Source organism: Streptomyces sp. G5(2025) (assembly GCF_049542075.1).
Taxonomy (GTDB): Bacteria; Actinomycetota; Actinomycetes; order Streptomycetales; family Streptomycetaceae; genus Streptomyces.
On the sequence record NZ_JBMUZT010000006.1, the window covers coordinates 1,470,465 to 1,491,484 of the forward strand.

The 21,020-nt window shown below is 72.1% G+C and carries 16 protein-coding genes and 2 pseudogenes; 5 read left to right on the forward strand and 13 right to left on the reverse strand.

Annotated elements, in window-relative coordinates:
* Window positions 1-4: 4 nt before the first annotated feature.
* Genes ACOBQB_RS17500 through ACOBQB_RS17515 form a run of 4 tightly spaced genes read right to left on the reverse strand, consistent with a single transcriptional unit; the run spans window position 5 to window position 3,504 of the window.
* Window positions 5-487: a GNAT family N-acetyltransferase gene (locus ACOBQB_RS17500; RefSeq protein ID WP_423592813.1), complete on the reverse strand. Its 483-nt coding sequence runs from the start codon at window positions 485-487 to the stop codon at window positions 5-7.
* The gene (locus ACOBQB_RS17505) at window positions 484-1,992 is read right to left on the reverse strand and encodes a tripartite tricarboxylate transporter permease (protein ID WP_423592815.1); all 1,509 of its coding nucleotides are present in this window, start codon (window positions 1,990-1,992) and stop codon (window positions 484-486) included. The genes ACOBQB_RS17500 and ACOBQB_RS17505 overlap by 4 nt, the downstream gene beginning before the upstream one ends.
* Window position 1,993: 1 nt before the next feature.
* Window positions 1,994-2,524, reverse strand: a complete 531-nt coding sequence (locus tag ACOBQB_RS17510; protein WP_423592816.1) for a tripartite tricarboxylate transporter TctB family protein — start codon at window positions 2,522-2,524, stop codon at window positions 1,994-1,996.
* Window positions 2,521-3,504: a Bug family tripartite tricarboxylate transporter substrate binding protein gene (locus ACOBQB_RS17515; protein WP_423598552.1), complete on the reverse strand. Its 984-nt coding sequence runs from the start codon at window positions 3,502-3,504 to the stop codon at window positions 2,521-2,523. The genes ACOBQB_RS17510 and ACOBQB_RS17515 overlap by 4 nt, the downstream gene beginning before the upstream one ends.
* A 160-nt stretch (window positions 3,505-3,664) precedes the next feature.
* On the opposite strand from ACOBQB_RS17515, the gene ACOBQB_RS17520 reads away from it, so the two are divergent.
* Window positions 3,665-4,351 carry a response regulator gene (locus ACOBQB_RS17520; RefSeq protein WP_423592817.1) on the forward strand — a complete coding sequence of 229 codons (687 nt, stop codon included), beginning with the start codon at window positions 3,665-3,667 and terminating at the stop codon, window positions 4,349-4,351.
* A gap of 59 nt (window positions 4,352-4,410) precedes the next feature.
* Here the strand turns inward: ACOBQB_RS17520 and ACOBQB_RS17525 are convergent.
* Window positions 4,411-5,216 (reverse strand): annotated as a pseudogene (locus ACOBQB_RS17525) (AraC family transcriptional regulator).
* Between the two features lie 49 nt (window positions 5,217-5,265).
* Between ACOBQB_RS17525 and ACOBQB_RS17530 the strand changes: the two are divergent.
* Together ACOBQB_RS17530 and ACOBQB_RS17535 are read left to right on the forward strand one after the other, a co-directional pair.
* A complete protein-coding gene (locus ACOBQB_RS17530) occupies window positions 5,266-5,739 on the forward strand; it encodes a DUF2000 family protein (RefSeq protein ID WP_423592819.1) in 474 nt (157 codons plus the stop codon).
* A gap of 215 nt (window positions 5,740-5,954) precedes the next feature.
* Entirely contained in the window at window positions 5,955-7,040 is a 1,086-nt protein-coding gene (locus ACOBQB_RS17535; RefSeq protein WP_423592820.1) for a lytic polysaccharide monooxygenase auxiliary activity family 9 protein, read from the forward strand.
* Between the two features lie 26 nt (window positions 7,041-7,066).
* Here ACOBQB_RS17535 and ACOBQB_RS17540 read toward each other — a convergent pair.
* The 3 genes and pseudogenes from ACOBQB_RS17540 to ACOBQB_RS17550 all read right to left on the reverse strand — a co-directional run bounded on the left by ACOBQB_RS17540 (window position 7,067) and on the right by ACOBQB_RS17550 (window position 10,038).
* Window positions 7,067-7,938: pseudogene (locus ACOBQB_RS17540) on the reverse strand (esterase/lipase family protein).
* A gap of 214 nt (window positions 7,939-8,152) precedes the next feature.
* Complete coding sequence (locus tag ACOBQB_RS17545) at window positions 8,153-8,845, reverse strand: response regulator (protein WP_423592822.1); 693 nt, start codon at window positions 8,843-8,845, stop codon at window positions 8,153-8,155.
* Window positions 8,842-10,038, reverse strand: coding sequence for a sensor histidine kinase (locus ACOBQB_RS17550; protein ID WP_423592824.1), 1,197 nt, complete (start codon window positions 10,036-10,038; stop codon window positions 8,842-8,844). Before ACOBQB_RS17550 ends, ACOBQB_RS17545 begins: the two co-directional genes overlap by 4 nt.
* 163 nt (window positions 10,039-10,201) lie before the next feature.
* On the opposite strand from ACOBQB_RS17550, the gene ACOBQB_RS17555 reads away from it, so the two are divergent.
* Window positions 10,202-11,260 carry a VWA domain-containing protein gene (locus ACOBQB_RS17555; RefSeq protein ID WP_423592826.1) on the forward strand — a complete coding sequence of 353 codons (1,059 nt, stop codon included), beginning with the start codon at window positions 10,202-10,204 and terminating at the stop codon, window positions 11,258-11,260.
* Between the two features lie 71 nt (window positions 11,261-11,331).
* Here the strand turns inward: ACOBQB_RS17555 and ACOBQB_RS17560 are convergent, their stop codons facing one another.
* Window positions 11,332-12,306: a DNA polymerase Y family protein gene (locus tag ACOBQB_RS17560; protein ID WP_423598554.1), complete on the reverse strand. Its 975-nt coding sequence runs from the start codon at window positions 12,304-12,306 to the stop codon at window positions 11,332-11,334.
* A gap of 56 nt (window positions 12,307-12,362) precedes the next feature.
* A complete protein-coding gene (locus ACOBQB_RS17565) occupies window positions 12,363-15,842 on the reverse strand; it encodes a DNA polymerase III subunit alpha (protein ID WP_423592828.1) in 3,480 nt (1,159 codons plus the stop codon).
* 185 nt (window positions 15,843-16,027) lie between these two features.
* Between ACOBQB_RS17565 and ACOBQB_RS17570 the strand changes: the two genes are divergently transcribed.
* Window positions 16,028-17,077, forward strand: coding sequence for a DUF3533 domain-containing protein (locus tag ACOBQB_RS17570; RefSeq protein WP_423592830.1), 1,050 nt, complete (start codon window positions 16,028-16,030; stop codon window positions 17,075-17,077).
* Between the two features lie 146 nt (window positions 17,078-17,223).
* Here the strand turns inward: ACOBQB_RS17570 and ACOBQB_RS17575 are convergent, their stop codons facing one another.
* The 3 genes from ACOBQB_RS17575 to ACOBQB_RS17585 all read right to left on the reverse strand — a co-directional run bounded on the left by ACOBQB_RS17575 (window position 17,224) and on the right by ACOBQB_RS17585 (window position 20,701).
* On the reverse strand, window positions 17,224-18,306 hold the full coding sequence (locus tag ACOBQB_RS17575; RefSeq protein ID WP_423592831.1) for a S1 family peptidase: 1,083 nt from the start codon (window positions 18,304-18,306) through the stop codon (window positions 17,224-17,226).
* 452 nt (window positions 18,307-18,758) lie between these two features.
* The gene (locus ACOBQB_RS17580; protein WP_423592833.1) at window positions 18,759-19,661 is read right to left on the reverse strand and encodes a S1 family peptidase; all 903 of its coding nucleotides are present in this window, start codon (window positions 19,659-19,661) and stop codon (window positions 18,759-18,761) included.
* Window positions 19,662-19,858: 197 nt separating this feature from the next.
* A complete protein-coding gene (locus ACOBQB_RS17585) occupies window positions 19,859-20,701 on the reverse strand; it encodes a DUF1684 domain-containing protein (protein WP_423598556.1) in 843 nt (280 codons plus the stop codon).
* Window positions 20,702-21,020: the final 319 nt, after the last annotated feature.

Here is a 21,020-nt window from a genome sequence, read left to right on the forward strand (position 1 = left end):
CCCCTCATGTGGTCAGCCGCTTGCGGTAGTGCAGCCGGTCGTAGGGGCCTTCGACGCGGCGCTCCAGGAGTTCGTAGCCGTAGCGGGGATAGATCTTCTGGTTCTCCCACATCAACGCGTTGGTGTAGAGCCGGACTTCGGGGAGCCCGAGGGCCCGCGCGTGGGCGTCCACGAAGGTGAGCAGGTGCCGGCCCACCCCTTGCCCCGCCGCATCGGGGTGGACCGCGATGGAGTACAGGAAGAGGTGCGCGTCCTCGCGCGGTTCGGGGAGGGGGTCGAGGACCAGCAGTCCGACGACCGGGTCCCCGACGACGTACACCCGCCCCGCCGCCACATCGGCCGCGTGATCCGATTCCATCGGTGCGGGGACGCGTCCGATGCGTTCGATGTAGTGGTGGTACGCCGCGTCGGTCACCGCTTGCACGGCGGGCACGTCGGCGGCGGTGGCGGGGCGGATGTCCGTGAAGATGCTGGGTGTCGTCGTCATGCCTCCACGTCTATGTCACGGCGACGTACCCGCGACAGCGCCTTCTTCCACAACGGCCACGTCACGATCAGGACGATGAGGCCATAGACCGTCACGGAGAAGGGGGTGTCGATGAGCCCGCGGACGCTGCCGTCGCTGATCTGCAGGGCGCGGCGCAGCTGTTGTTCGGCGTTGGGGCCGAGGATGACGCCGATGACGGCGGGCAGGACGGGCAGGCCGTAGCGCCGCATGCCGAAGCCGATCAGGCCGATGACGAGCAGGATGACGAGGTCGAGCGGTTCGCCGCCGACCGCGTAGGCGCCGACCGCGGCGAAGAACAGGATGCCCGCGTAGAGGTAGGGCCGCGGGATGCGCAGCAGCTTCGCCCAGAGGGGGGCGAGGGGCAGGTTCAGGGCCAGCAGGAGCACCATCCCGACGAACAGGGAGGCGATCAGGCCCCAGACCAGGTCGGGTTCGCGTTCGAAGAGCAGCGGGCCGGGCTGGATGCCGTACTGCTGGAAGGCGGCGAGCATCACCGCGGCGACGGCGGTGGTGGGCAGGCCGAGCGTCAGCATGGAGACGAGGGTGCCCGCGGCGGACGCGGACGACGCCGACTCGGGGCCCGCGACGCCTTCGATGGCGCCCTTGCCCCACTCCTCCTTGTGCTTGGAGAGGCGTTTTTCGGTGACGTAGGAGAGGAAGGTGGGGATCTCCGCGCCGCCGGCCGGGATCGCGCCGAACGGGAAGCCGATGAGAGGGCCGCGCAGCCAGGACTTCCAGGTGCGTCGTACGTCGGCCTTGCCGAGCCAGGGGCGGCCGACGGGGATCGCCTCGGCGCTGGTGCGGCGCAGGTGCGCGGCGACCCACAGGGCCTCGCCGATCGCGAAGAGCCCGACCGCGACGATCACCACGTCGATGCCGTCGGCGAGTTGGAGCGAGCCGAAGGTGAGCCGCTGCTGGCCCGTCATCTGGTCGAGGCCGACCAGGCCGATCGTGAGGCCGATCAGGAGCGAGGCGAGGCCGCGGATGCGGGAGGAGCCGAGCACCGAAGTGACCGCGATGAACGCGAGCACCATGATCGCGAAGTAGTCGGGCGCGCCGATGTCCACGGCGAGGTCGGCGACGGTCGGGGCGAGCGCCACCAGGAGGAGCGTGCCGATCATGCCGCCCGCGAAGTGGCCGATGGCGGCGGCCGCGAGGGCCTGGGAGCCGCGTCCCGCCTTGGCCATCGGATGGCCTTCCATGGCGGCGACGACGGCGGCGCTCTCGCCGGGGGTGTTGAGCAGGATCGAGGTGGTCGAGCCGCCGAACATGGCCCCGTAGTAGATGCCGGCGAACATGATGAAGGCGCCGGTCGGTTCGAGTCCGTACGTCACCGGGAGCAGCAGGGCGACGGCCATCGCGGGCCCGATGCCGGGCAGCACGCCGATCGCGGTGCCGAGGAGGACGCCGACGGCGGCCCACAGGAGGTTGATCGGGGTGAGGGCCGTGCCGAAGCCGTCGACGAGGGAGGTGAAGGCGTTCATGTCACAGCACTCCCATCAGGGGGCCGCCCGGCAGCGGAACGCCGAGCAGGTTGTTGAAGATCTCGTACGTGACGACGGAGAGCACGGCGGCGATCAGCGGGTCCCGGTCGAGGTGGCGGCTGCCGAGCGCGTACGCGGAGCCCCAGAAGAGCAGGGCGCCGGTGACGGGAAAGCCGAGCGGTTCGATGAGGACGGCGGCGGCGAGGAAGACGCCCGCTAGGAGCAGCACGGTGCGCCAGTCGGCGGGTTCGGACAGGTCGATGTCCTCGCCGCTCTCGGCCTCGCCGCGGCCGCCGCGCAGTACGTCGACGGCGAGCAGGAGGGCGACGACGAGCAGGCCGATGCCGACGGCGACCGGCACGGTCTTGGGGCCGATGGGGCCGCGCTGGGCGATCTCCACGTCCATGGTGAGCGCGTCGGTGAGGACGAGGACGCCGAGGGCCAGCAGCATGACGCAGACGCCGAGTTCGGAGTGCTCGCGCAGCCAGGAGCGGCGGTCCGGCCGCTCGGGGGTGACGTCGGTGGTGGTCACAGGCCCAGCTCCTTCAGGACCGAGACGACGCGCTTGTCCTGGGCGTCCAGGAAATCACCGAACCTCTCCCCGGTCAGGAACGCGTCGTCCCAGCCGTTGGTCTTGAGGGACTTGTGCCACTCGGGCGAGGCGTGCAGCTTCTTGATCAGCACGGTGAGCTTCTCGCGCTCGGCGTCGCTGAGGCCGGGCGGGGCGACGATGCCGCGCCAGTTGGTGAACTCCACGTCGTAGCCGGACTCCTTGAGGGTGGGCCCGTCCAGGCCGCGCACCCGCTTGGGCCCGGTGACGGCGAGCAGGCGCAGCTCCCCGGACTTGATCTGGTCCAGGTACTCGCCGACTCCGGAGACGCCGAAGGCGACCTTGCTGCCGAGGATGGAGGCGAGGAGTTCGCCGCCGCCGTCGAAGGGCACGTAGTTGACCTTCTTCGGTTCGATGCCGGCGGCGCGCGCCATCAGCATGGGGGCGAGGTGGTCGGGGCCGCCGGGGGCGGAGCCGCCGCCCACGGGCAGTTTGCCGGGGTTCTTCTTCCAGGCCCCGATGAGCTGGTCGATGGTCTTGTACGGGGAGTTCCTGGCGACCACGACGACGTCCTGCTCCTCGGTGAGCCGGGCGATCGGGGTGGTGTCGGAGAGGGTCTTCGGGGAGTGGTTGGAGCGGGCGGCGCCGACGACGCCGAGCCCCATGGACATGGCGAGCTTGCCGTTGCCGTGCTCGCCGACGAGCCGGGTCAGGCCGACGGTGCCGCCGGCGCCGGGCAGGTTGAACACCTCGATGTTGTGGGTGAGTCCGGCGTCCTCGGCGTTCTTCGCGGCGGTGCGGGCGGTGATGTCGTAGCCGCCGCCGGGGGTGTTGGGGACCATGAGGCGCAGGCCGGGGATCTGGGTGCCGGTCTCGGCGCCGCTGCCCGCGGTGAGCAGGGGCGGCGCCACGAGCACGAGGAGCGCGGCGCCGAGCAGGGCGAGGGGTGTGCGCAGGCGCACGGGTGCCACCACCAGTCGGTACGTCGAAGGGACCTTGCGGAGGGCGGGGGGACATGCGGGTGTGAGGTGGCCCACATGTTGCCCGGGCGTTGACAACCTGTCTCTCTTCCGGAAGCAACGGACGTTGTGGTCGTTGTGGTCACGCCCATAGCCTGCGGCGATGACAAGGGTCCTGGTCGTGGATGACGACTTCATGGTCGCCAGGCTGCACAGCCGGTACGTCACCGCGGTGGCCGGGTTCACCGTGGTCGGCGCCGCCCACACCGGCGCCGAGGCGCTCGGCGCGGCGGAGCGGCTCCGTCCCGACCTCGTGCTCCTCGACGTCTATCTGCCCGACATGGACGGGATCGCGGTGCTCCGGGAGCTGCGGGCCGCCGAGGAACGTGATCCGGGGCGCCGGCCGGTGGACGCCCTGTTCATCACGGCGGCACGGGACGCCCGGATCGTACGGGCGGCGCTGCGCGCGGGGGCCCTGCACTACCTGATCAAGCCGTTCAACCAAGCCGCCCTGCAAGAGCAGTTGCGGCACGTGGCGTCGGTGCGGGCACGGCTCGACGGGCTCGGTCAGGCGCGCCAGGAGGACGTGGACCAGATCTTCGGCACGCGGCCGCCCGGCTCCCGGGAGCTGCCGAAGGGACTCGCGGCCCACACCGCGGAGCTGGTGGAGCAGACCCTGCGGGAGCATCCCGGGGGCCTGTCGGCCTCGGAGTGCGCGGCGGCGGGCTCGCTCTCCCGCGTGAGCGCCCGCCGCTACCTGGAGTTCTTCGTGGACACCGGCCGCGCCGAGGTGACACTGCGCTATGGGGGGACGGGGCGGCCGGAGCGGCGGTACCGGTGGCGGGGGTGAGGGCTGGGGGCTTGGGGGCTTCTGGGCTCGGGGCTTGGGGGTACGCCGGTGGGGCGTCGTCAGTGGCCGCGGGCATAGCGGCCCGGGGAACGCCCACCACGCGCTTGAAGTGCCGGGTCAGGTGTGACTGGTCGTAGAAGCCGCAGGCCGCCGCCGTCTCGCCGGGCGGCCGCCCGTCCAGCAGGAGGCGGCGGGCCCGGTCCACGCGGCGGGCCATCAGGTACTGGTGCGGGGCGATGCCGTACGCCGCGGTGAAGGAGCGCACCAGGTGCGCCGGGTGCGCGTGCAGGAGGGCGGCGGCCTCCTCCAGGGCGATGCCCTCGACCACGCGTGCGTCGAGGAGTTCGCGCAGGGCGTCGGCGACCCGGCGGTCGGGGGCGGGCCTGGCCGCCCCGGCCAGGCGGGGGCGCAGCCGCTCGCGCAGCCGTTCCCCGACGAGCGCGAGCCGGGCGGCCGCCTCCAGTTCGTCGCCCGGGTGCGCGAGGGCCGTGTGCAACTGTCCGATGCGGTGCCGCAGCAGGGGGTCGACGAGGTCGGGGGCGTCCGCGGCGGCCCCGATGAACGACGCGTCGAGCGGCCCGTCCTCCGCCGCCTCCAGATACAGGACGCGCTTGCGGAAGCCGTCCGGGGTGGCCGCTGAGCCGTTGTGCGGGATCTGCGGCGGCAGCAGCGAGACCGTGCCGAGCGGGGTGCCGTGGGGGTTGCGCTCCAGGTCGTAGCGGACCGCTCCCTCGTCGACGATCAGCAGGGTCCAGGTGTCGTGCACGTGCATCGGATAGGCGTGGCGCGTGAAGTGCGCGTGGAAGACCTCCGTGACCCCGCGCACCGCGGGACGCCACGCGGTGATCTCCTCGCCGGCCGCCATGCAAAGAACGTACAAGACCGGGATGCGCGGTGATCGGCAGTCTCGACGCATGAGCACAGACACCGCCACCACGCCCACCCCGTTCACCGCCACCGCCGTCGACCGGCGACCCGTCCGCTTCGACACCAAGATCGCCGTACTGCTCCGGGACGACCTGGAGAGCTGGCAGCGGCTGAACGTGACCGCGTTCCTCGTGAGCGGACTCGGCACGCGGCTGCCCGAGCTGGTCGGGGAGCCGTACGAGGACGCCGACGGCACCGCCTACCTGCCGATGTTCCGGCAGCCGGTGCTCGTCCTTGAGGGCGGCGAGGAGGTGCTGGCCGCGGCGCGCGGCCGGGCGCTGGGGCGGGGCCTGCCGTGCTCCGTGTTCACCTCCGACCTCTTCGCCACCGGCAACGACACCGACAACCGGGCGGCCGTCCGCGCCGTCGCCGGGGACGAGTTGGACGTCGTCGGGCTGGCCGTCCACGGACCACGCAGCGCGGTCGACAAGGTGCTGAAGGGAGCGCGGATGCACCCGTGACCGAGGCTCTACCTGAGCCCTTGGTTAGCGCTCCCTTAAACGCACCATAAGGATCTCTGTTCCCCGTCCTCAGCAGGGATTCCGCGGATCACAGGGGCTAGCTTTCTGATCGCCGGGGCGGTGCCGAACCGTCGGTGCCGCTGGTGTTCGGGGGGCGGTGCCGCCCGTTCGCCACCGCCCCGCGCCCCCAGAACCGCCGTTTGAGGAGAACCCGCATGCCCGCACGCCGCAAGGTCGCCGCGATCGCCGCCACCGGAGTCGCCCCGCTCGCCCTGACCGCCCTGTCGGCACACCCCGCCGCCGCGCACGGCTCGATGACGGACCCGGTCAGCCGGGTCTCCGCCTGCTTCCAGGAGGGCCCGGAGTCGCCCAGGTCGGCCGCGTGCAAGGCCGCCGTCGCCGCGAGCGGCGCGCAGGCCTTCTACGACTGGAACGGCGTCAACATCGCCAACGCCGCCGGGAAGTCGAAGCAGATCATCCCCGACGGCAAGCTGTGCAGCGCCGGCAACGACAAGTACAAGGGCCTCGACCTGCCGCGCGCCGACTGGCCGTCCAGCAGGCTGACGTCCGGGAAGCACACCTTCCACTACAAGGGCACCGCCCCGCACAGGGGTTCGTTCGAGCTGTACGTCACGAAGAGCTCGTACGACCCGACGAAGCCCCTGAAGTGGTCGGACCTGGAGAAAAGGCCCTTCGTCAAGGTCACCGACCCGAAGATGGTGAACGGCGACTACGTCTTCGACGGCAAGATCCCCGCCCGGTCGGGCCGCCACCTCATCTACTCGATCTGGCAGCGCTCGGACTCCCCCGAGGCGTTCTACACCTGCTCCGACGTCGTCTTCGGCAAGGACACCGGCGGCTCCGGATCCGGCTCCGGCTCGGCGCCCGCCCCGGGCCCGGTCGCGTCGGCTCCCTCGGACGAGGAGATCGCGGCGGGCGCCGAGAAGTCCACGGTCGAGCACCAGGGCCACGGCGACTCCGACGAGAAGACGGGCGCCAAGGCCACGGAGGCCGCCCCGGACGCCGGTGCCGGTGCCGGTGCCGGTGCCGGTGCCGGTGCCGGTGCCGGTGCCGGTGCCGGTGCCGGTGCCGCGGAGGCTTCCGAGGCCTCCGGCAACGAGCCCGAGGTGAACGGCGGTGCCGAGAAGCCCGCCACGGCCGCCGGCGACAACCTCGCCGAGACCGGCGGCGACAGCACCACCTCGTACATCGCGATCGGCGGTGCCGCCGCTCTCGCCGTCGGTGCCGCGGCGATGTTCGCCACGACGCGCCGCCGCGCGGCGGGACGCCACGGCCGCTGAGCCGTCTCTTCAGCCCTCCTCCGCTGTCACGACAGGCACGTGCTCGGGGTGGCGTGCGCCGGATCCAGCGCGTTCGCCACCTCGTGGTGGGCGACGCGGTCCAGGATGCCGACGGCCACGTGCTCGGAGACGTCGAGGGGCACAGTTCCTGGACGGTCACGTTGCGCACGCCGGGGCCGTCCAGGAACTGGCTGCGGTAGGGGGTGACCACCTCGTCGTACTTGGTGGCGATGACGGTGTAGCGCACGCCCGGCACGGTGTCGCCGCCCGCGTTGAGCTTGGTCAGGAAGGGCGATCCGGCCACCTGGTCGGCGAGGGCGGGCGTCTTCGTGGTCAGCAGGTCCTCGACGCCCGGGAAGTGCGGCAGCAGCTTGGTGAGGCCGAGCAGAGTCGTGCCGTGGTTGTCGGGCGCGAGGCCGATGAGGGCGTTCACCTCGGCGGCGCCGCCGAGGAACTTGAGGTAGTGGCGGGGCATCATGCCGCCCTGCGAGTGGCCGACGAGGTCCGCCTCCTTGGCGCCCGTCGAGGCGAGCACCTTGTCGACGAAGCCGTCGAGCTGCTCGGCCGACTTCTCGATGGGCCCGAGCCCGTGGAAGAACGGCACGTCCTTCAACTGGCCGTAGTCCAGGGAGTAGACGCAGTAGCCGCGCGCGACGAGGTAGGGCGCGAGGACGAGCCAGTTGTCGACGGAGTTCCCGAAGGTGCCGTGCACGAGGACGACCGGGCGGGGGTGCGCGGCGGACGGCTTGCAGTCGTAGTCGTTCCAGCCCCTCGACACGGAGGCGGTGGCGGCCGATGCGGCGGTATCGGCCGCGGCCGCCGGGGCGAGGGTGGTGGCCGCGCCCGTGACGAGCAGGGCGGCGGCGAACGCGCGCAGCGCGCGTCTCCAGGGCAGCATCGTGTGATCTCCTTGCGGCTCAAGGGAGTTGCGGGAGTTGCGATGGCGGCGTGCCCCGGGATCCGGATCACCAGGTCGGTGCGGGAACGCGTACGGCTGGCGCACGGTTGTTGCGTGCACGACAAGCTACGCGCGAGTACGTGAAGAGTGAAGTCGCACGTCGGCAAAACTTCCAGTGTTCACTGGCGCGGTTCCGGGACCGGTACGGGTGGGCTCACCGCGGCGGAGCTACCAGGCCCGCCTCGTACGCGATGATGACCAGCTGGACCCGGTCGCGTGCGCCGAGCTTGGTGAACAGCCGTGCCACATGGGCCTTCACCGTGGCCACGGTGATGTGGAGCTGGGCGGCCACCTCGGCGTTGGACAGGCCGCGTCCCACGAGGGTCAGGACCTCGCGCTCCCGGTCGGTGACGCCCTCCACGGCGTCCTCCACCGCCCCCTTCACCGCGCACGGCTCCGGCGGCGGGCCCGGCTGCTCGGGGCGGGCGGCGAACTCCGCGATCAGGCGCCGGGTGACGCTCGGCGCGATCAGCCCGTCCCCGGCGGCGACCACGCGGATCGCCGCGAGGATGTCCTCCAGGGCCATGTCCTTGACGAGGAAGCCGCTCGCGCCGGCCCGGAGCGCGCCGTAGACGTACTCGTCGTCGTCGAAGGTGGTCAGGACAAGGACACGGACCGATCCCCCGCCCTCCTTGATCAGGCGGGTGGCCTCGATGCCGTCCATGCCGGGCATGCGGATGTCCATGACGACGACGTCCGGGCGTACGTCCCTGGCCAGCCGCACCGCTTCGGCACCCGTGCCCGCCTCCCCCACGACGTCGATGTCGGGGGCGTCGGCCATCAGGACGCGCAGCCCCGCGCGGACCAGCGGCTGGTCGTCGGCGAGGACGACGCGGACCGCCGTCACCGGGTCTGCCTCGGGGGCATGGGCAGCCGGGCCGTCACGCGGAAGCCGCCCTCGGGGCGCGGCCCGGCGGTGAAACGGCCGTCCAGCAGGGCGACGCGCTCCCGCATGCCGACGATGCCGTATCCGGTGCCCGCGGGCAGCCCGCCGCGGCCGTCGTCCTCGACCTCGACGGTCACCTCGTCGGCGCCGTACGTGACGCTCACCCGGCACATGTCGGCGCCCGCGTGCCGTACGACGTTGGTGAGCGCCTCCTGGAGGATGCGGAACGCGGCCAGGTCGATGTCGGCGGGCAGCGGCCGCTGTTCGCCCCGCAGGCGCACGGCGGCGCGGACCCCGGCGTCGCGCGTCGAGGTGACGAGGCCGTCGAGACCGGCGAGGCCGGGGGTGGGCGCCAGGGGCGCGGCGCCCTCTGCCGCCTCGGGGCCCGGCCGGCGCAGTGCGACCAGGGTGCGCCGCAGCCCCGCGAGGGTCTCCCGGCTGGTGGCCTCGATGGTGGTGAGCGCGTTGCGCGCCTCGGCGGGCTGGGTGTCGATGACGCGGCTGCCGACGCCCGCCTGGATGGCGATGACGCCGAGGCTGTGCGCGATCATGTCGTGCAACTCCCTTGCTATGCGCAGTCGTTCGGCGGTGACCGCCTGCTCTGCGGCGCGCACGGCGAGCGCCTCGGCGTGCGCGCGGCGCTCCCGCACGGAGTCGCCCCCCAGCCAGGCGGCGAGCGTCGCCAGCACGAGGAACAGGACGAGCTGTACGGCCCGGACCGGGGTCGGGCCGAGGGAGGTCAGATGCGTGCCGAGTTGCGTGCCCAACGCCAGGGCCGCCGCCGCGAGCGAGGTGCGGCGCGGCCGGGTGGCGGCGATGTAGCCGACGGCGAGATCGCCGAGCAGCACCTGGAGGTACACCACCTCCGAGTTCTGCATCTGCGTACGCGCGGCGGCCCACCCGGCGAGCAGCAGCACCAGCGCGGGCAGCGGCCTGCTCCGCAGGAGTACGCCGACGAGCGCGGTGAGGACGATCAGCGGGGCGACGGTCAGGGCGCTGAAGCCGCCGCGCCCGTCGAGCGTCACGAGGAACACGGCGAAGGGGTAGGCGAGCCCGGCGCACCAGGACAGCGGCGTCAGCCACGCACGCGGGAGCCGTGGGGTGGTGACGGCCGGTGAGGTCGGCAGAGCGGGGGCGCCCCGCGTCTCAAGCATGACCCGATCGTAGGCGCGCGCCCCTGACCTGGGCATCGGTCCCCGGGCTTACGCCCATGGGCTACCCCGGGAAGCGTCGGACGGCGTTGTCAGTGCCTCCTCCTAGAGTGCAATCACTTCGGCAAGCTGCCTCGGCAAGCCGCCTAGCAGAAGGAGCAGAGCCATGTCCGCAAACAGGATCCAGCACAAGGTCAATCACGTCGCGCTGGTCGTGGACTGTTCGGGTTCCATGCGTCCGCACCAGGATCAACTGGTGCGTGTCGTGGACGAGTTCGTGGCCGGTCTCAAGGCCGAGTCGGACAGCCTCGGTCACGAGACCCGGATCAGCCTCTACTCCTTCGACCACCGGGTGGAGAACCTGGTGTGGGACATGGACGTGAAGCATCTGCCGTCCATGCGCGGCCTGTACCGGGTCAACAACGGCGCCACGGCCCTCATCGAGGCCTCCCTGAAGTCCCTCGACGACCTGGGCCACATATGGGAGGAGTACGGCGAGCACAGCTTCCTCCAGATCGTGGTGACGGACGGCGAGGAGAACGCCTCGGGCGGCGACCGGCGCCACGACGGCGACATGGCCGTCCTCGGCCCCTGGCTCGACAGGATCGCGGCGAAGATGGGCGGGCTTCCGGAACACTGGACGTCCGCGATCCTCGTGCCGAACTCCCTGGCCAAGCGGACCGCGCAGAACTACGGCTTCCCGGCGGGGAACATCGCCATCTGGGACGCGGATTCCCAGGAGGGCGTCGAGGAGGCCATCGGCACGGTGCGCGCCGCCGCCACCAGCTTCCTGCGGGCCCGCGAGAAGGGGGTGCGCGGCACGAAGAACCTCTTCGCCGTCGGCCAGGACATCTCGATCGACGAGGTGCGGGCGAACCTCGAACCGATTCCGGCGAACAAGTACCGGCTCCTGAAGGTGGACAAGGAGGTCGAGATCCGCCCCTTCGTCGACTCGCACCCGGGTGTGACGTACGAACGCGGTGCCTGCTACTACCAGTTGGGCGCCCGCGCACAGGTCCAGCCGAACAAGGAAGTCATCGTGGTCGAGAAGGACACCGACCGCGCCTACACCGGCGACGCGGCGCGCAGCCTCCTGTTCGGTTCGGGCATCCAGGGCACCGTCTCGGTGAAGGCGGGGAACAACCCCAAGCTGGAGGTCTATGTGCAGAGCCGTTCGGTGAACAGGAAGCTCAAGCCGAACACGCGGCTGCTCATCATGCTCTGAAATACTCTGAAGGTGCCCTGAAGGTGCCCTGAAGGTGTGCTGAGGTCCCGCGCCGCACGACGCGGCTCGCTTCACGCCGCCAGCGTTCCCGGCACGATCGCGCCGGGGCCGAACTTCTCCCGGGCCCGGTCGGCCACCTCCTCGATGCGGCGGGCCTTCTCGTCCGCCGGGTCGAACGTCAGCTGGTGGGCGGCGCGTTCGGCCGGGCCGAGCCCCTCGGCGCGCAGACTGATCGCGCGCACCCGGGCCCGTTGCAGGCCGAGCGCCTCATACATGCGGTACGCGGCCGTGGTCAGCGCGGTGGAGTGCGCGGTCGGCTCGGGCAGGGCCCGGGTCCGGACGGTCGTGCTCCGGTCCGCGTACCGCACGGTGAGGGTCAGCGCGCGGCACACCTGGTCCTCGCCGCGCATCCTGATGCCCAGCTCCTCGGCGCCGGACAGCAGGGCGCGGCGGTGCCGGAAGGGATCCACCTCATCGCGGGGGAAGGGGCGTTCGACGGCGATCGAGCGGGCGGCGGAGTTCGGTACGACCCGGGTACGGTCGATGCCCCGCGCCTTCTCGCGCAGCTCGCGGCCCGCGCGGGCGCCGACCAGCCGTTGCAGGGTGGACAGCGGTGCGGCGGCGACCTTCCCGAGGGAGTCGAGGCCGTACTCGCACAGGGTGCGGGCGGTGGCGCGGCCGATGCCGGGCAGTTCGCCGACCGGCCTCTCGGCGAGGAACTCGCGTACGCCGTCAGGGCCTTCGGGCACGGCGCGGGTCACGCCGGGGGCGGCGCCGCGCGCGGCCATCCGTGCCAGCATCGGGCCGGGCCCCGCGCCGATCGCGCACTCGACCCCGTACAGCGCGAGCGCCCGCACCCGGATCAGCGCGGCCATCTCGACGGCGCTCCGGCCGAAGTAGCGCCGGGCGCCGCGGATGTCCATGAGGGCGGCGTCGGGCGGGAGCGCCTCGACCTGCGGGGTGAACTCGCCGAGCAGGCCGACCAGTTGGGGCAGCAGCGCCTCGTACATGGGCTCCAGCAGGAACCGCACGTAGAGGGTGCTCACGCCGCCGGTGGGAACAGTGGGGTCGGTGTGGGCGGTGTGGGCCGTGTCGAAGGTGTTCATCCCGCGCTCCCCGGGCTCTGGTGCCACAGCTTCCTGCTCGTGCCCGCCGGCCCTTCGCCCGCCGGGCGCAGATCCGCCCAGGGGTGCATCTCGTACCCCGTGGCCATGCGGATGCGGCGGCCGCCCGCCACCGGGTCCGGGTCCGGGCCCTGTCCGGGCTTCGGCTCGGGGTCGGGTCCGGGCCCAGGCCCGGGCTCCGCCAGACGCAGCGCCACCGCGTCGAGGCCGCCCTCCTCGCGCACCTCCACCAGCTCCGCCAGGTTCCACGCCGCCGAGCCGACGACGCTGAGGCTGCGCGGCCCGCGGCGCTGCACCACGCCGCGCACCAGCAGCAGCCAGGAGTGGAAGACGGTGTGCGCGCACCGCTCGTGCGCGTCGTCGAAGAAGGCCAGGTCGACCAGGCCCGTGCCGTCGTCCAGCGTGGTGAAGATGACCCGCTTGCCGGAGCGGATCGGCGGGGTCTGCGTGGCGGCCTTGGCGCCCGCGACCAGGACGGTCGCGCCGTGTTCGGCCTCGCGCAGCCGCCGGGCGCTGAGTACGCCCAGCTCGGCCAGGAAGGCGCCGTGGTCCGCCATGAGGTGGCGCGAGGAGTCCATGCCGAGGACGCCCAGCTCGGCGCTGAGCCGCTCCGCGTCGTCCAGGTCGGGCAGGCCCGCGGGCGCCGTCTTCCGCCCACCGGCCAGGGGGAGCTGGGCCCCGGCCGCTCCCCGGCTGCCGCGCCGCAGCTCGGCCAGGTGCAGTTGCAGGTCGCGGCGGTTGGCGCCGAACGCGTCGAGCGCGCCGACCTGGGCGAGCCGCTGCGCGACCGGCTTCGAGGGCCTGGCCCGCTCCCAGAAGTCGACGAGGGAGGCGTAGGGCTGTCCGTCCGCGATGCGCGCGGCCTCGGCCTCGCTGATGCCGTGCACGTCGGAGAGCGCGAGCCGCAGGCCCCACCTTTCCCGGGGCCCCGGATTATCAGACACCAGTTCGATACGGTGGGCGACCGCCGACCGGTTCACGTCCAGCGGCAGGATCGGCACCCCGCGCCGCCGCGCGTCCGCGAGCAGCAGCCGCTTCGGGTACATGCCGGGGTCGTGCGTGAGCAACCCGGCGTAGAACGCGGCCGGGTGATGGGCCTTCAGCCACGCCGACTGGTACGTCGGCACCGCGAAGGCCACGGCGTGCGCCTTGCAGAAGCCGTACGACCCGAAGGCCTCGACGATCTCCCAGGCGCGGGCGATGGTCTCGGCGTCGTACCCCTTGGCCGCCGCGTGCTGCGCGAACCAGAACCGGATGCGCCCCTGCGACTCGGGGTCGGAGAGCCCGCGCCGCACCCGGTCCGCCTCGTCGCGCCCGCAGCCGGTCATGATGTCCACGATGTGGATGATCTGCTCGTGGAAGACGACGACGCCGTACGTCTCCTTCAGCGGCTCCGCGAGGTCCGGGTGCGGGTAGCGGACGGGCGCGCGGCCGTGCCGGGCCTCGATGAAGGGCCGCACCATGTCGGCCGCGACCGGGCCCGGCCGGAACAGCGAGATGTCGACCACGAGGTCGTGGAAGGTCGAGGGCTGAAGCCGTCCGACCAGGTCGCGCTGGCCCGGCGACTCGATCTGGAAGCAGCCGAGCGTCTCGGTGGACTGGATGAGCCGGTACGTCGCCGGGTCCCCCGGCTCCACCGCGTCCAGGTCGACTCGCTCCCCCGTGGCCCGCGCGACCTCCGTCACCGCGTGTGCCATCGCCGACTGCATCCGCACACCGAGCACGTCCAGCTTGAGCAGGCCGAGGTCCTCCACGTCCTCCTTGTCGAACTGCGACATGGGCAGGCCCTCGCCGCTGGTGGGCACCACGGGCGTGCGCGCGAGCAGCGAGGCGTCGGAGAGCAGCACCCCGCACGGGTGCATGGCGACGCCGCGCGGCAGCGCGTCCAGCGCCTCGACCAGCTCCCACAGCCGGTCACGATCGCCGAACTCCTCGGCGACCGACCGCAGTTCGGGCAGTTCCGCCAGCGCGGCGCGGGCGTCGCGCGCGCGGATGTGCGGAAAGGCCTTGGCGACGCGGTCGATGTCGGCCGGGTCCATGGACAGGGCGGCGCCCACATCGCGTACGGCATGGCGCACCCGGTAGGTCTCGGGCATGGCGACGGTCGCGACCCGCTCGGCGCCGAAGCGGCCGATGATCGCGCGGTAGACCTCCAGGCGGCGGGCGGACTCCACGTCGATGTCGATGTCCGGCAGGACGTGCCGCCGCTTGGACAGGAACCGCTCCATGAGCAGCCCGTGTTCGACGGGGTCGGCGTGCGCGATGCCGATGAGGTGGTTGACGAGGGACCCGGCGCCGGAGCCGCGCGCCGCGACGCGGATGCCCATGTCGCGTACGTCATCGACCACTTGGGCCACGGTGAGGAAGTAGGAGGCGTAGCCGTGGTGGGCGATGATGTCCAGCTCGTGGTGCATGCGCTCCCAGTACGCGCGCCGGGAGTCGTAGCCCCGCAGCACCATGCCCGCCGCCGCCCGCGAGGCGAGGACGCGCTGGGCGGTGCGCCGCCCGGCGCCGACCAGGCGCGGCTCGGGGAAGTGCACGGTCCCGACGCCGAGGTCGTCCTCGGGGTCGACCAGGCACGCGGCGGCGGTCGCCCGGGTCTGTTCGATCAGGCGGTGCGCGGTGTCGCGGCGGAAGCCCGCGGCCTCGACGACCCGCTCGGCGACGCGCAGCATGTCGTCGGCGCCCTTCAGCCAGCGTTCGCCGCTGTCCAGTTCCTTGGTCGGGTCGACGGGGACGAGGCGGCGCGCGGCGTCGAGGACGTCGGCGACGGGGCCCTGCCCGGCGTCGGCGTAGCGCACGGCGTTGCTCAGGACGGGCCGCACCCCCTGCTCGGCGGCGAAGCCGACGGTGCGCGCGGCCAGGCGCAGCGAGCCGGGCCCGGTGCCCTCGCGGCCGTGCCAGACGGACTCCAGGCGCAGCGCGTCGCCGTACCGCTCGCGCCAGGGCGCGAGGAGGCGGGCGGCCCGGTCGGGGCGTCCGGCGGCGAGCGCGCGCCCCACGTCGGAGGCGGGGCCGAGCAGCACGGTCAGGCCCTCGCCGTGGTTCTCCTGCCACGGCAGGACGGGCTGCCCATCGGTGCCGTCGGCGTCGGCGCGGTGCGCGGCGGTGACCAGGCGGCAGAGCGCGGCCCAGCCGGTGGCGCCGTCGCGGGCGAGGAAGGTCACGCGCGGGGTCGACTCGTCGATGAAGGCACCGCCGCGCACGGGGGCGCGCCGCCGCTCACCCTTGGCCGGGGCGGGCTCCGCCACCGCCAGCTCGGTGCCGAAGAGCGGCCGTACCCCTGCCTTCGCGCAGGCCTTGGCGAACCGGACCGTGCCCGCGAGGGTGTCCCGGTCGGTGAGCGCGAGGGCGTCCATGCCCCGCTCGGCGGCGCGCTCGGCGAGCCGCTCCGGGTGCGAGGCGCCGTACCGCAGGGAGAACCCGGAGACGGTGTGCAGATGCGTGAAGCCGGGCACACGCACCTCCTGTAACCCTGAACCGATCCGATCTCGTATCCCCCACCTCCACCATAGACCAAGTTTCGAACGCATGTACGACACGTGTGCGAGGCCCCTCCCCGAACACCCCCGGCGACGCCCCGGCATCGCCCGTTCGGCCCATCCCACCTGCGGGAACGACCGGCGCCCCGGAGCGTGGGGGCATGAGGTTCGTCGATGAATTGAAGAGCGCCGTCACTCCGCGAGCAGCCCTGCTCGTCATCGGCGTACTCGCCCTCCAGCTGCTGTTCATCGCCTCCTACGTGGGGGCGCTGCACGACCCGAGACCGAAGGACGTGGCCTTCGGAGTGGTCGCCCCGGGCCCCGCGGCCGAGCGGACCGCCGACAAGCTGGGGAAGCTCCCCGGCGGACCGCTGGACCCCCGCGTCCTCAAGGACGAGGCCACGGCCCGGCGCCAGATCATGCACCGCGACATCGACGGCGCCCTGGTCGTCGACCCACGCGGCACCACCGACACCCTCCTGGTCGCCTCCGGCGGCGGCACCGCGCTCTCCAGGACCCTGACCACGCTCCTCACCGAAGTGGACGCGGCCGAGAAGCGCACGGTGAAGACCGAGGACGTGGCCGCCGCCTCGGACAAGGACTTCAACGGCCTCTCGTCCTTCTACCTGGTCGTCGGCTGGTGCGTCGGCGGCTATCTGTGCGCGTCGATCCTGGCGATCAGCGCGGGCTCCCGGGCCTCGAACCTGCCGCGCGCGATCATCAGGCTCGGCACCATGGCGCTCTACTCGATCGTCGGCGGACTCGGCGGCGCGATCATCATCGGGCCGATCCTCGGCGCCCTGCCCGGCAGCATCATGGGGCTGTGGGGCCTCGGCGCCCTGGTCGTCTTCGGGGTCGGCGCGATCACGCTCGCCCTCCAGGCGCTCACCGGCATCGTGGGCATCGGCCTGGCCGTCCTCATCATCGTCATCGGCGGCAACCCGAGCGCGGGCGGCGCCTTTCCGCTGCCCATGCTGCCGGCGTTCTGGAAGGCGATCGGGCCCTGGCTGCCGCCCGGCGCGGGCACCTGGTCGGCGCGCTCCATCGCGTACTTCGAGGGGAACGCGCTCACCGGCCCGCTCCTGGTCCTGGCCGCCTGGGCGCTGGTCGGCGTGGTCGTCACCCTCGCCCTGTCCGCTCGGCGCGGACGCCCGGCCAATGGTTCGATCGACCTCAGCGGCACGCAGTACGGCAGGCCCCTCACCCCCTGAGGGGCGCGGGAAACCGCGTGCGCCCCGCCCCGCAGGTCGCGGGGACGGGGCGCACAGCGTCCGGCGTCCGGCGTCCGGCATCCGGCATCCGGCATCCGGCATCCGGCATCCGGCAGTCTCAGCCTGAGTCGGCTTCAGCCTCAGCCTCAGCCGATTTCCGCGCCGTAGGCGCTCAGCGCCTCCGGCACCGGCTGGAAGAAGGTCTCACCCCCGGAGGAGCAGTCGCCGCTGCCGCCCGAGGTGAGGCCCAGCGCGGTGTCACCGGCGAAGAGCGCGCCGCCGCTGTCACCGGGCTCGGCGCAGACCGTGGTCTGGATCAGACCGTCGACCTGGCCCTCCTGGTAGTTCACCGTGGCGTTCAGAGCGGTGACCTCACCCTCGTGGAGCTGCGTGGTGCTGCCGCTGCGCTGCACCTTCTGCCCGACCGTGGCCTCCCCCGCCTTGGTGATCGCCTGGGCGCCGCCGTTGTAGAGGTTCACCTCGCTCGGGTGCGGGGTGTCGGCCGTGTACTTCACGAGGGCGTAGTCGTTGCCCGGGAAGCTCGACTCCTCCGTGGTGCCGATCTCCTGGCCGCCCTGCGCGTCGGACCAGCTCTTGACCGCGTTGCCGCAGTGGCCCGCCGTCAGGAAGTGGGGCTGGCCGTCCTTGACGACGTTGAAGCCGAGCGAGCAGCGCGAGCCGCCGCCGAAGATCGCGTCGCCGCCGGCGATGAAGGCCTTGAACTCGCCCTTGCTGTGCCTGAGTTCGGCCTTGCCGCCGAGGCTCTTCACGATCGAGCCGACCTGGTCGAGCGCGGCGCCCTTGACGGTGCGGTCCGCTGTGACGACGACCTTGTTGGTGGCCGGGTCCATCGCCCACGAGGTACCGGGCAGGGCCGCCTTCTCGTCGAGCGTGGTGCGGGCGCTCGTCAGCTCCGCCAGGGAGTTCTCGACGATTCTGGCCTTGCCGCCCGCGGACTCCACGGCGTCCGCCGCGCTCTTGTCCAGCACGTTCACGACGAGCGCCTTGGCCTTGGCGTCGTAGTACGTGCCCGCGGCGTCCGCGCCGAGATCCTGGGTCAGGGTCGATGCGAGCTTTCCGGCCTTCGCCACGGAGAGGACATCCGGGGTCGGGTCCGGCGTGCTCTCGCTCGCGTTCGCAGTCTGGAAGGTGATTCCCGCGGCGACCAGCGCGGCGATGCCCGCGCCTGCCACGGCGGCACGCCGCTTGGATATGCGTCGGTGCTTCAAAACTCACGACCTCCTGTGGGGGAACGACCCGTCCGGCGTGGGGGCCTGACGGGTCGTAGGTGGTACGTGGCACGTGATGACCACGCCGGACAGCGGCGTTCGCCGCACCGGAGTGACCGCGTCCATGCCAAGTTGCTCGCCCACTATCCCGACGCCTCGCGGTCGCACACAAGGTCCACTTCAGGACGCGCACGCGAAAACGGGCAGTGCGCCCTTCAGCTCTCACACGACCCCATCGCGCCACGTCGTTCCCGTTGCAAACACCGTGTGCGAGGGAAGGGTCATCAGCGTGTGAGGACTAGTCCTGTCCGGTTCTCGCCGGTGGCCTCACGGAACCGGACCACGGACGAGCCCCCACCCGAGGACCGGGCGGGGGCTCGTCGTGCTGCCGGTGGAACCAGTTCCGTACGCGGTGCCAGTACGCGGTGCCAGTACGCGGTGCTCGTCGTACGTCAGTACACGCTGACGTTGTACGCGCGCAGCGCCTCGGTGACCGGCTGGAAGAACGTCGTGCCGCCGGACGAGCAGTTGCCGCTGCCGCCGGAGGTCAGCCCGAGTGCGGTGGAACCCGCGTACAGGGGGCCGCCGCTGTCGCCGGGCTCGGCGCAGACCGTGGTCTTGATCATGCCGTAGACGACGTCGCCGCCGCCGTAGTTGACGGACTGGTTCAGCGCGGTGACCCGGCCGCTGTGCGTGCCGGTGGTGGAGCCGCGACGCGTCACGTTCTGTCCGACCGTCGGGTCGGCGGCGCTCGTGATGTCCTGGTTGCCCACGGTGCCCGACTTGGTGATCGAGGTGTTGGTGTAGCGCACGATCCCGTAGTCGTTCGTCGGGAAGCTTGAGCCGTGCGTGGTGCCGAGCACGGTCGTCTTCGCCGAGTTGGCCCACCAGGTGCCCGCACCGTCGGTGCAGTGCCCCGCGGTCAGGAAGTAGTAGGTGCTGCCGTTGCGGACGTTGAAGCCGAGCGAACAGCGCCAGCTGCTCGCGTAGGTGGCGTCGCCGCCGGAGATGTACTTCTGGAACTTGCCCGGGGTGCGCTCGATCTTCAGGGCGCCCGCGTTGGATCCGGCGGCCGCCTTGAGCTCGGCGATCTCCGCCTTGGAGACCGTGCTGTCGGCGGTGACGACGACCTGCTTGGTCTTCGGGTCGACGCCCCAGGCGGTGCCCGCGACATCGGCTTCGAGGACGGCGTCACTGGCCTGTTCCAGCTGCGAGGCGCTGAAGGTGGCCATGCCGTCCTGCGCGTTCGCCGCGGGGACGGCGAGCGCTCCGGCGGCGACGAGCCCGGTGGCTATCGCGAGCAGACGGGTGCGTCTGGCCATGCCGGTGTGGGGGATGGTGCGCTTGATCCTCACGTTGTTCCCTCCCGAGGGAAGTCAGTGGGTCCTTGTGGGTTGAGGACCCGTGAGGCGCAGCCAAGAGCGAGCCCGGATTCCGGATACGTCGTGCCCCTGACAAGCGCTGCTCGGGAGTATTGAGGGGCGAGGACCGGCCGCACAAGGGCGCCTTTCGGCCGTGAACCGGTCCCGGTCTCCCCCGCTGTCGGGTCCGGTCAGCGGTCCAGGAGATTCCGCTCGCCCGCCGCGATCTCCGTGGTCAGGGTGTTGCCCGGCGGCGGGAAGGGACAGATGAAGTGGTCGGCGAAGGCGCACGGCGGCAGCAGCGCCCGGTTGAAGTCGACCGTCGTATGCCCCTCGGCGTCGGGCGCGGCGGGCCGCAGGAAACGGAAGCGGTAGCTGGAGACGCCGCCGGTGGCGTCCGCGAAGACGGCCCACAGCGAACCGTTGGCCTCGACGCTCACCTGAAGGGTGTGCTCGGTGCCCCCGGACCCTCCGTGGCCTCCGAGCCGGAAGGACAGCTCACCGCCGAGCCCGAGGCCACGCTCCTTGCCGTCCGCGTTGCCTACGGTGACGGTGCGGTCCTCGGCGTACGGGGTGAAGCGTCCGGGCACGGCCCAGCGCGCGTCGTACGGGGTGGCGTCGATGCCCTTGAAGGCGCGGCGCGTTGCGGCGCCCGGGTCGAAGTCGCGTACCGCCCACAGACCTTCGCGCCGGATGACGACGAGCCGGCGCTCCCCGTGTGCGACGCGGGCCTCGGCGGCCGGACCGCTGTCGGCGGTCAGCCGGACCTCGCCGTCCAGGGGCTGTCCGTCGACGGTCAGGCCGTCTTCCGCACGGGCGGTCAGGACGACCGCGTCGGGCGTCTCTGTCCACCGCCCGGGGATGTCCAGAATTGAACCGTCCGGATGGTCCGCGAGCCAGTGCGTGCCGGTGAGGGAGAGCGGCCCGTAAGGGGCCGCGACCGTCTCGGTGCGCTGCGCGTGCCAGCGCTCCCAGTCCCGTACGGGGTCGGGGCCCGAAGCGTGTTCTGTGTGATCGGGACGCTCGGTGCTCATTTCGGGGTGCTCGGTGCTCATGGTGATCAACCCTTCCATACGGACTCGCGCGGCCCGAGGTGTTCCTCGGCGACCGACCGCGGGGTGCGTCGACGCAGCACATCGTGCACGTGCGCCCCCGCCTGATGCCCTGTCACCTGATGACTGCGACCCACCGGTCGACCGCTCGGCCTGAGCCCCCGTCAGAACCGGGACGATCAGCCCGTCGTAGTCGACGACTCCCCCGAGCGACCCTTGACTGATCAACTCCCGCATCGCAGCGAGAACCGTTCACCCGTCCGCACCCACCGTCACCCATACGCCGTCGATCATCATATTT

Bases quoted from the DNA above. Each gene is read 5' to 3' on its own strand.
- ACOBQB_RS17500 (WP_423592813.1), bottom strand. From the start codon at position 487: ATGACGACGACACCCAGCATCTTCACGGACATCCGCCCCGCCACCGCC.
- ACOBQB_RS17505 (WP_423592815.1), bottom strand. From the start codon at position 1,992: ATGAACGCCTTCACCTCCCTCGTCGACGGCTTCGGCACGGCCCTCACC.
- ACOBQB_RS17520 (WP_423592817.1), top strand. From the start codon at position 3,665: ATGACAAGGGTCCTGGTCGTGGATGACGACTTCATGGTCGCCAGGCTG.
- ACOBQB_RS17530 (WP_423592819.1), top strand. From the start codon at position 5,266: ATGAGCACAGACACCGCCACCACGCCCACCCCGTTCACCGCCACCGCC.
- ACOBQB_RS17535 (WP_423592820.1), top strand. From the start codon at position 5,955: ATGCCCGCACGCCGCAAGGTCGCCGCGATCGCCGCCACCGGAGTCGCC.
- ACOBQB_RS17550 (WP_423592824.1), bottom strand. From the start codon at position 10,038: ATGCTTGAGACGCGGGGCGCCCCCGCTCTGCCGACCTCACCGGCCGTC.
- ACOBQB_RS17555 (WP_423592826.1), top strand. From the start codon at position 10,202: ATGTCCGCAAACAGGATCCAGCACAAGGTCAATCACGTCGCGCTGGTC.
- ACOBQB_RS17570 (WP_423592830.1), top strand. From the start codon at position 16,028: ATGAGGTTCGTCGATGAATTGAAGAGCGCCGTCACTCCGCGAGCAGCC.
- ACOBQB_RS17585 (WP_423598556.1), bottom strand. From the start codon at position 20,701: ATGAGCACCGAGCGTCCCGATCACACAGAACACGCTTCGGGCCCCGAC.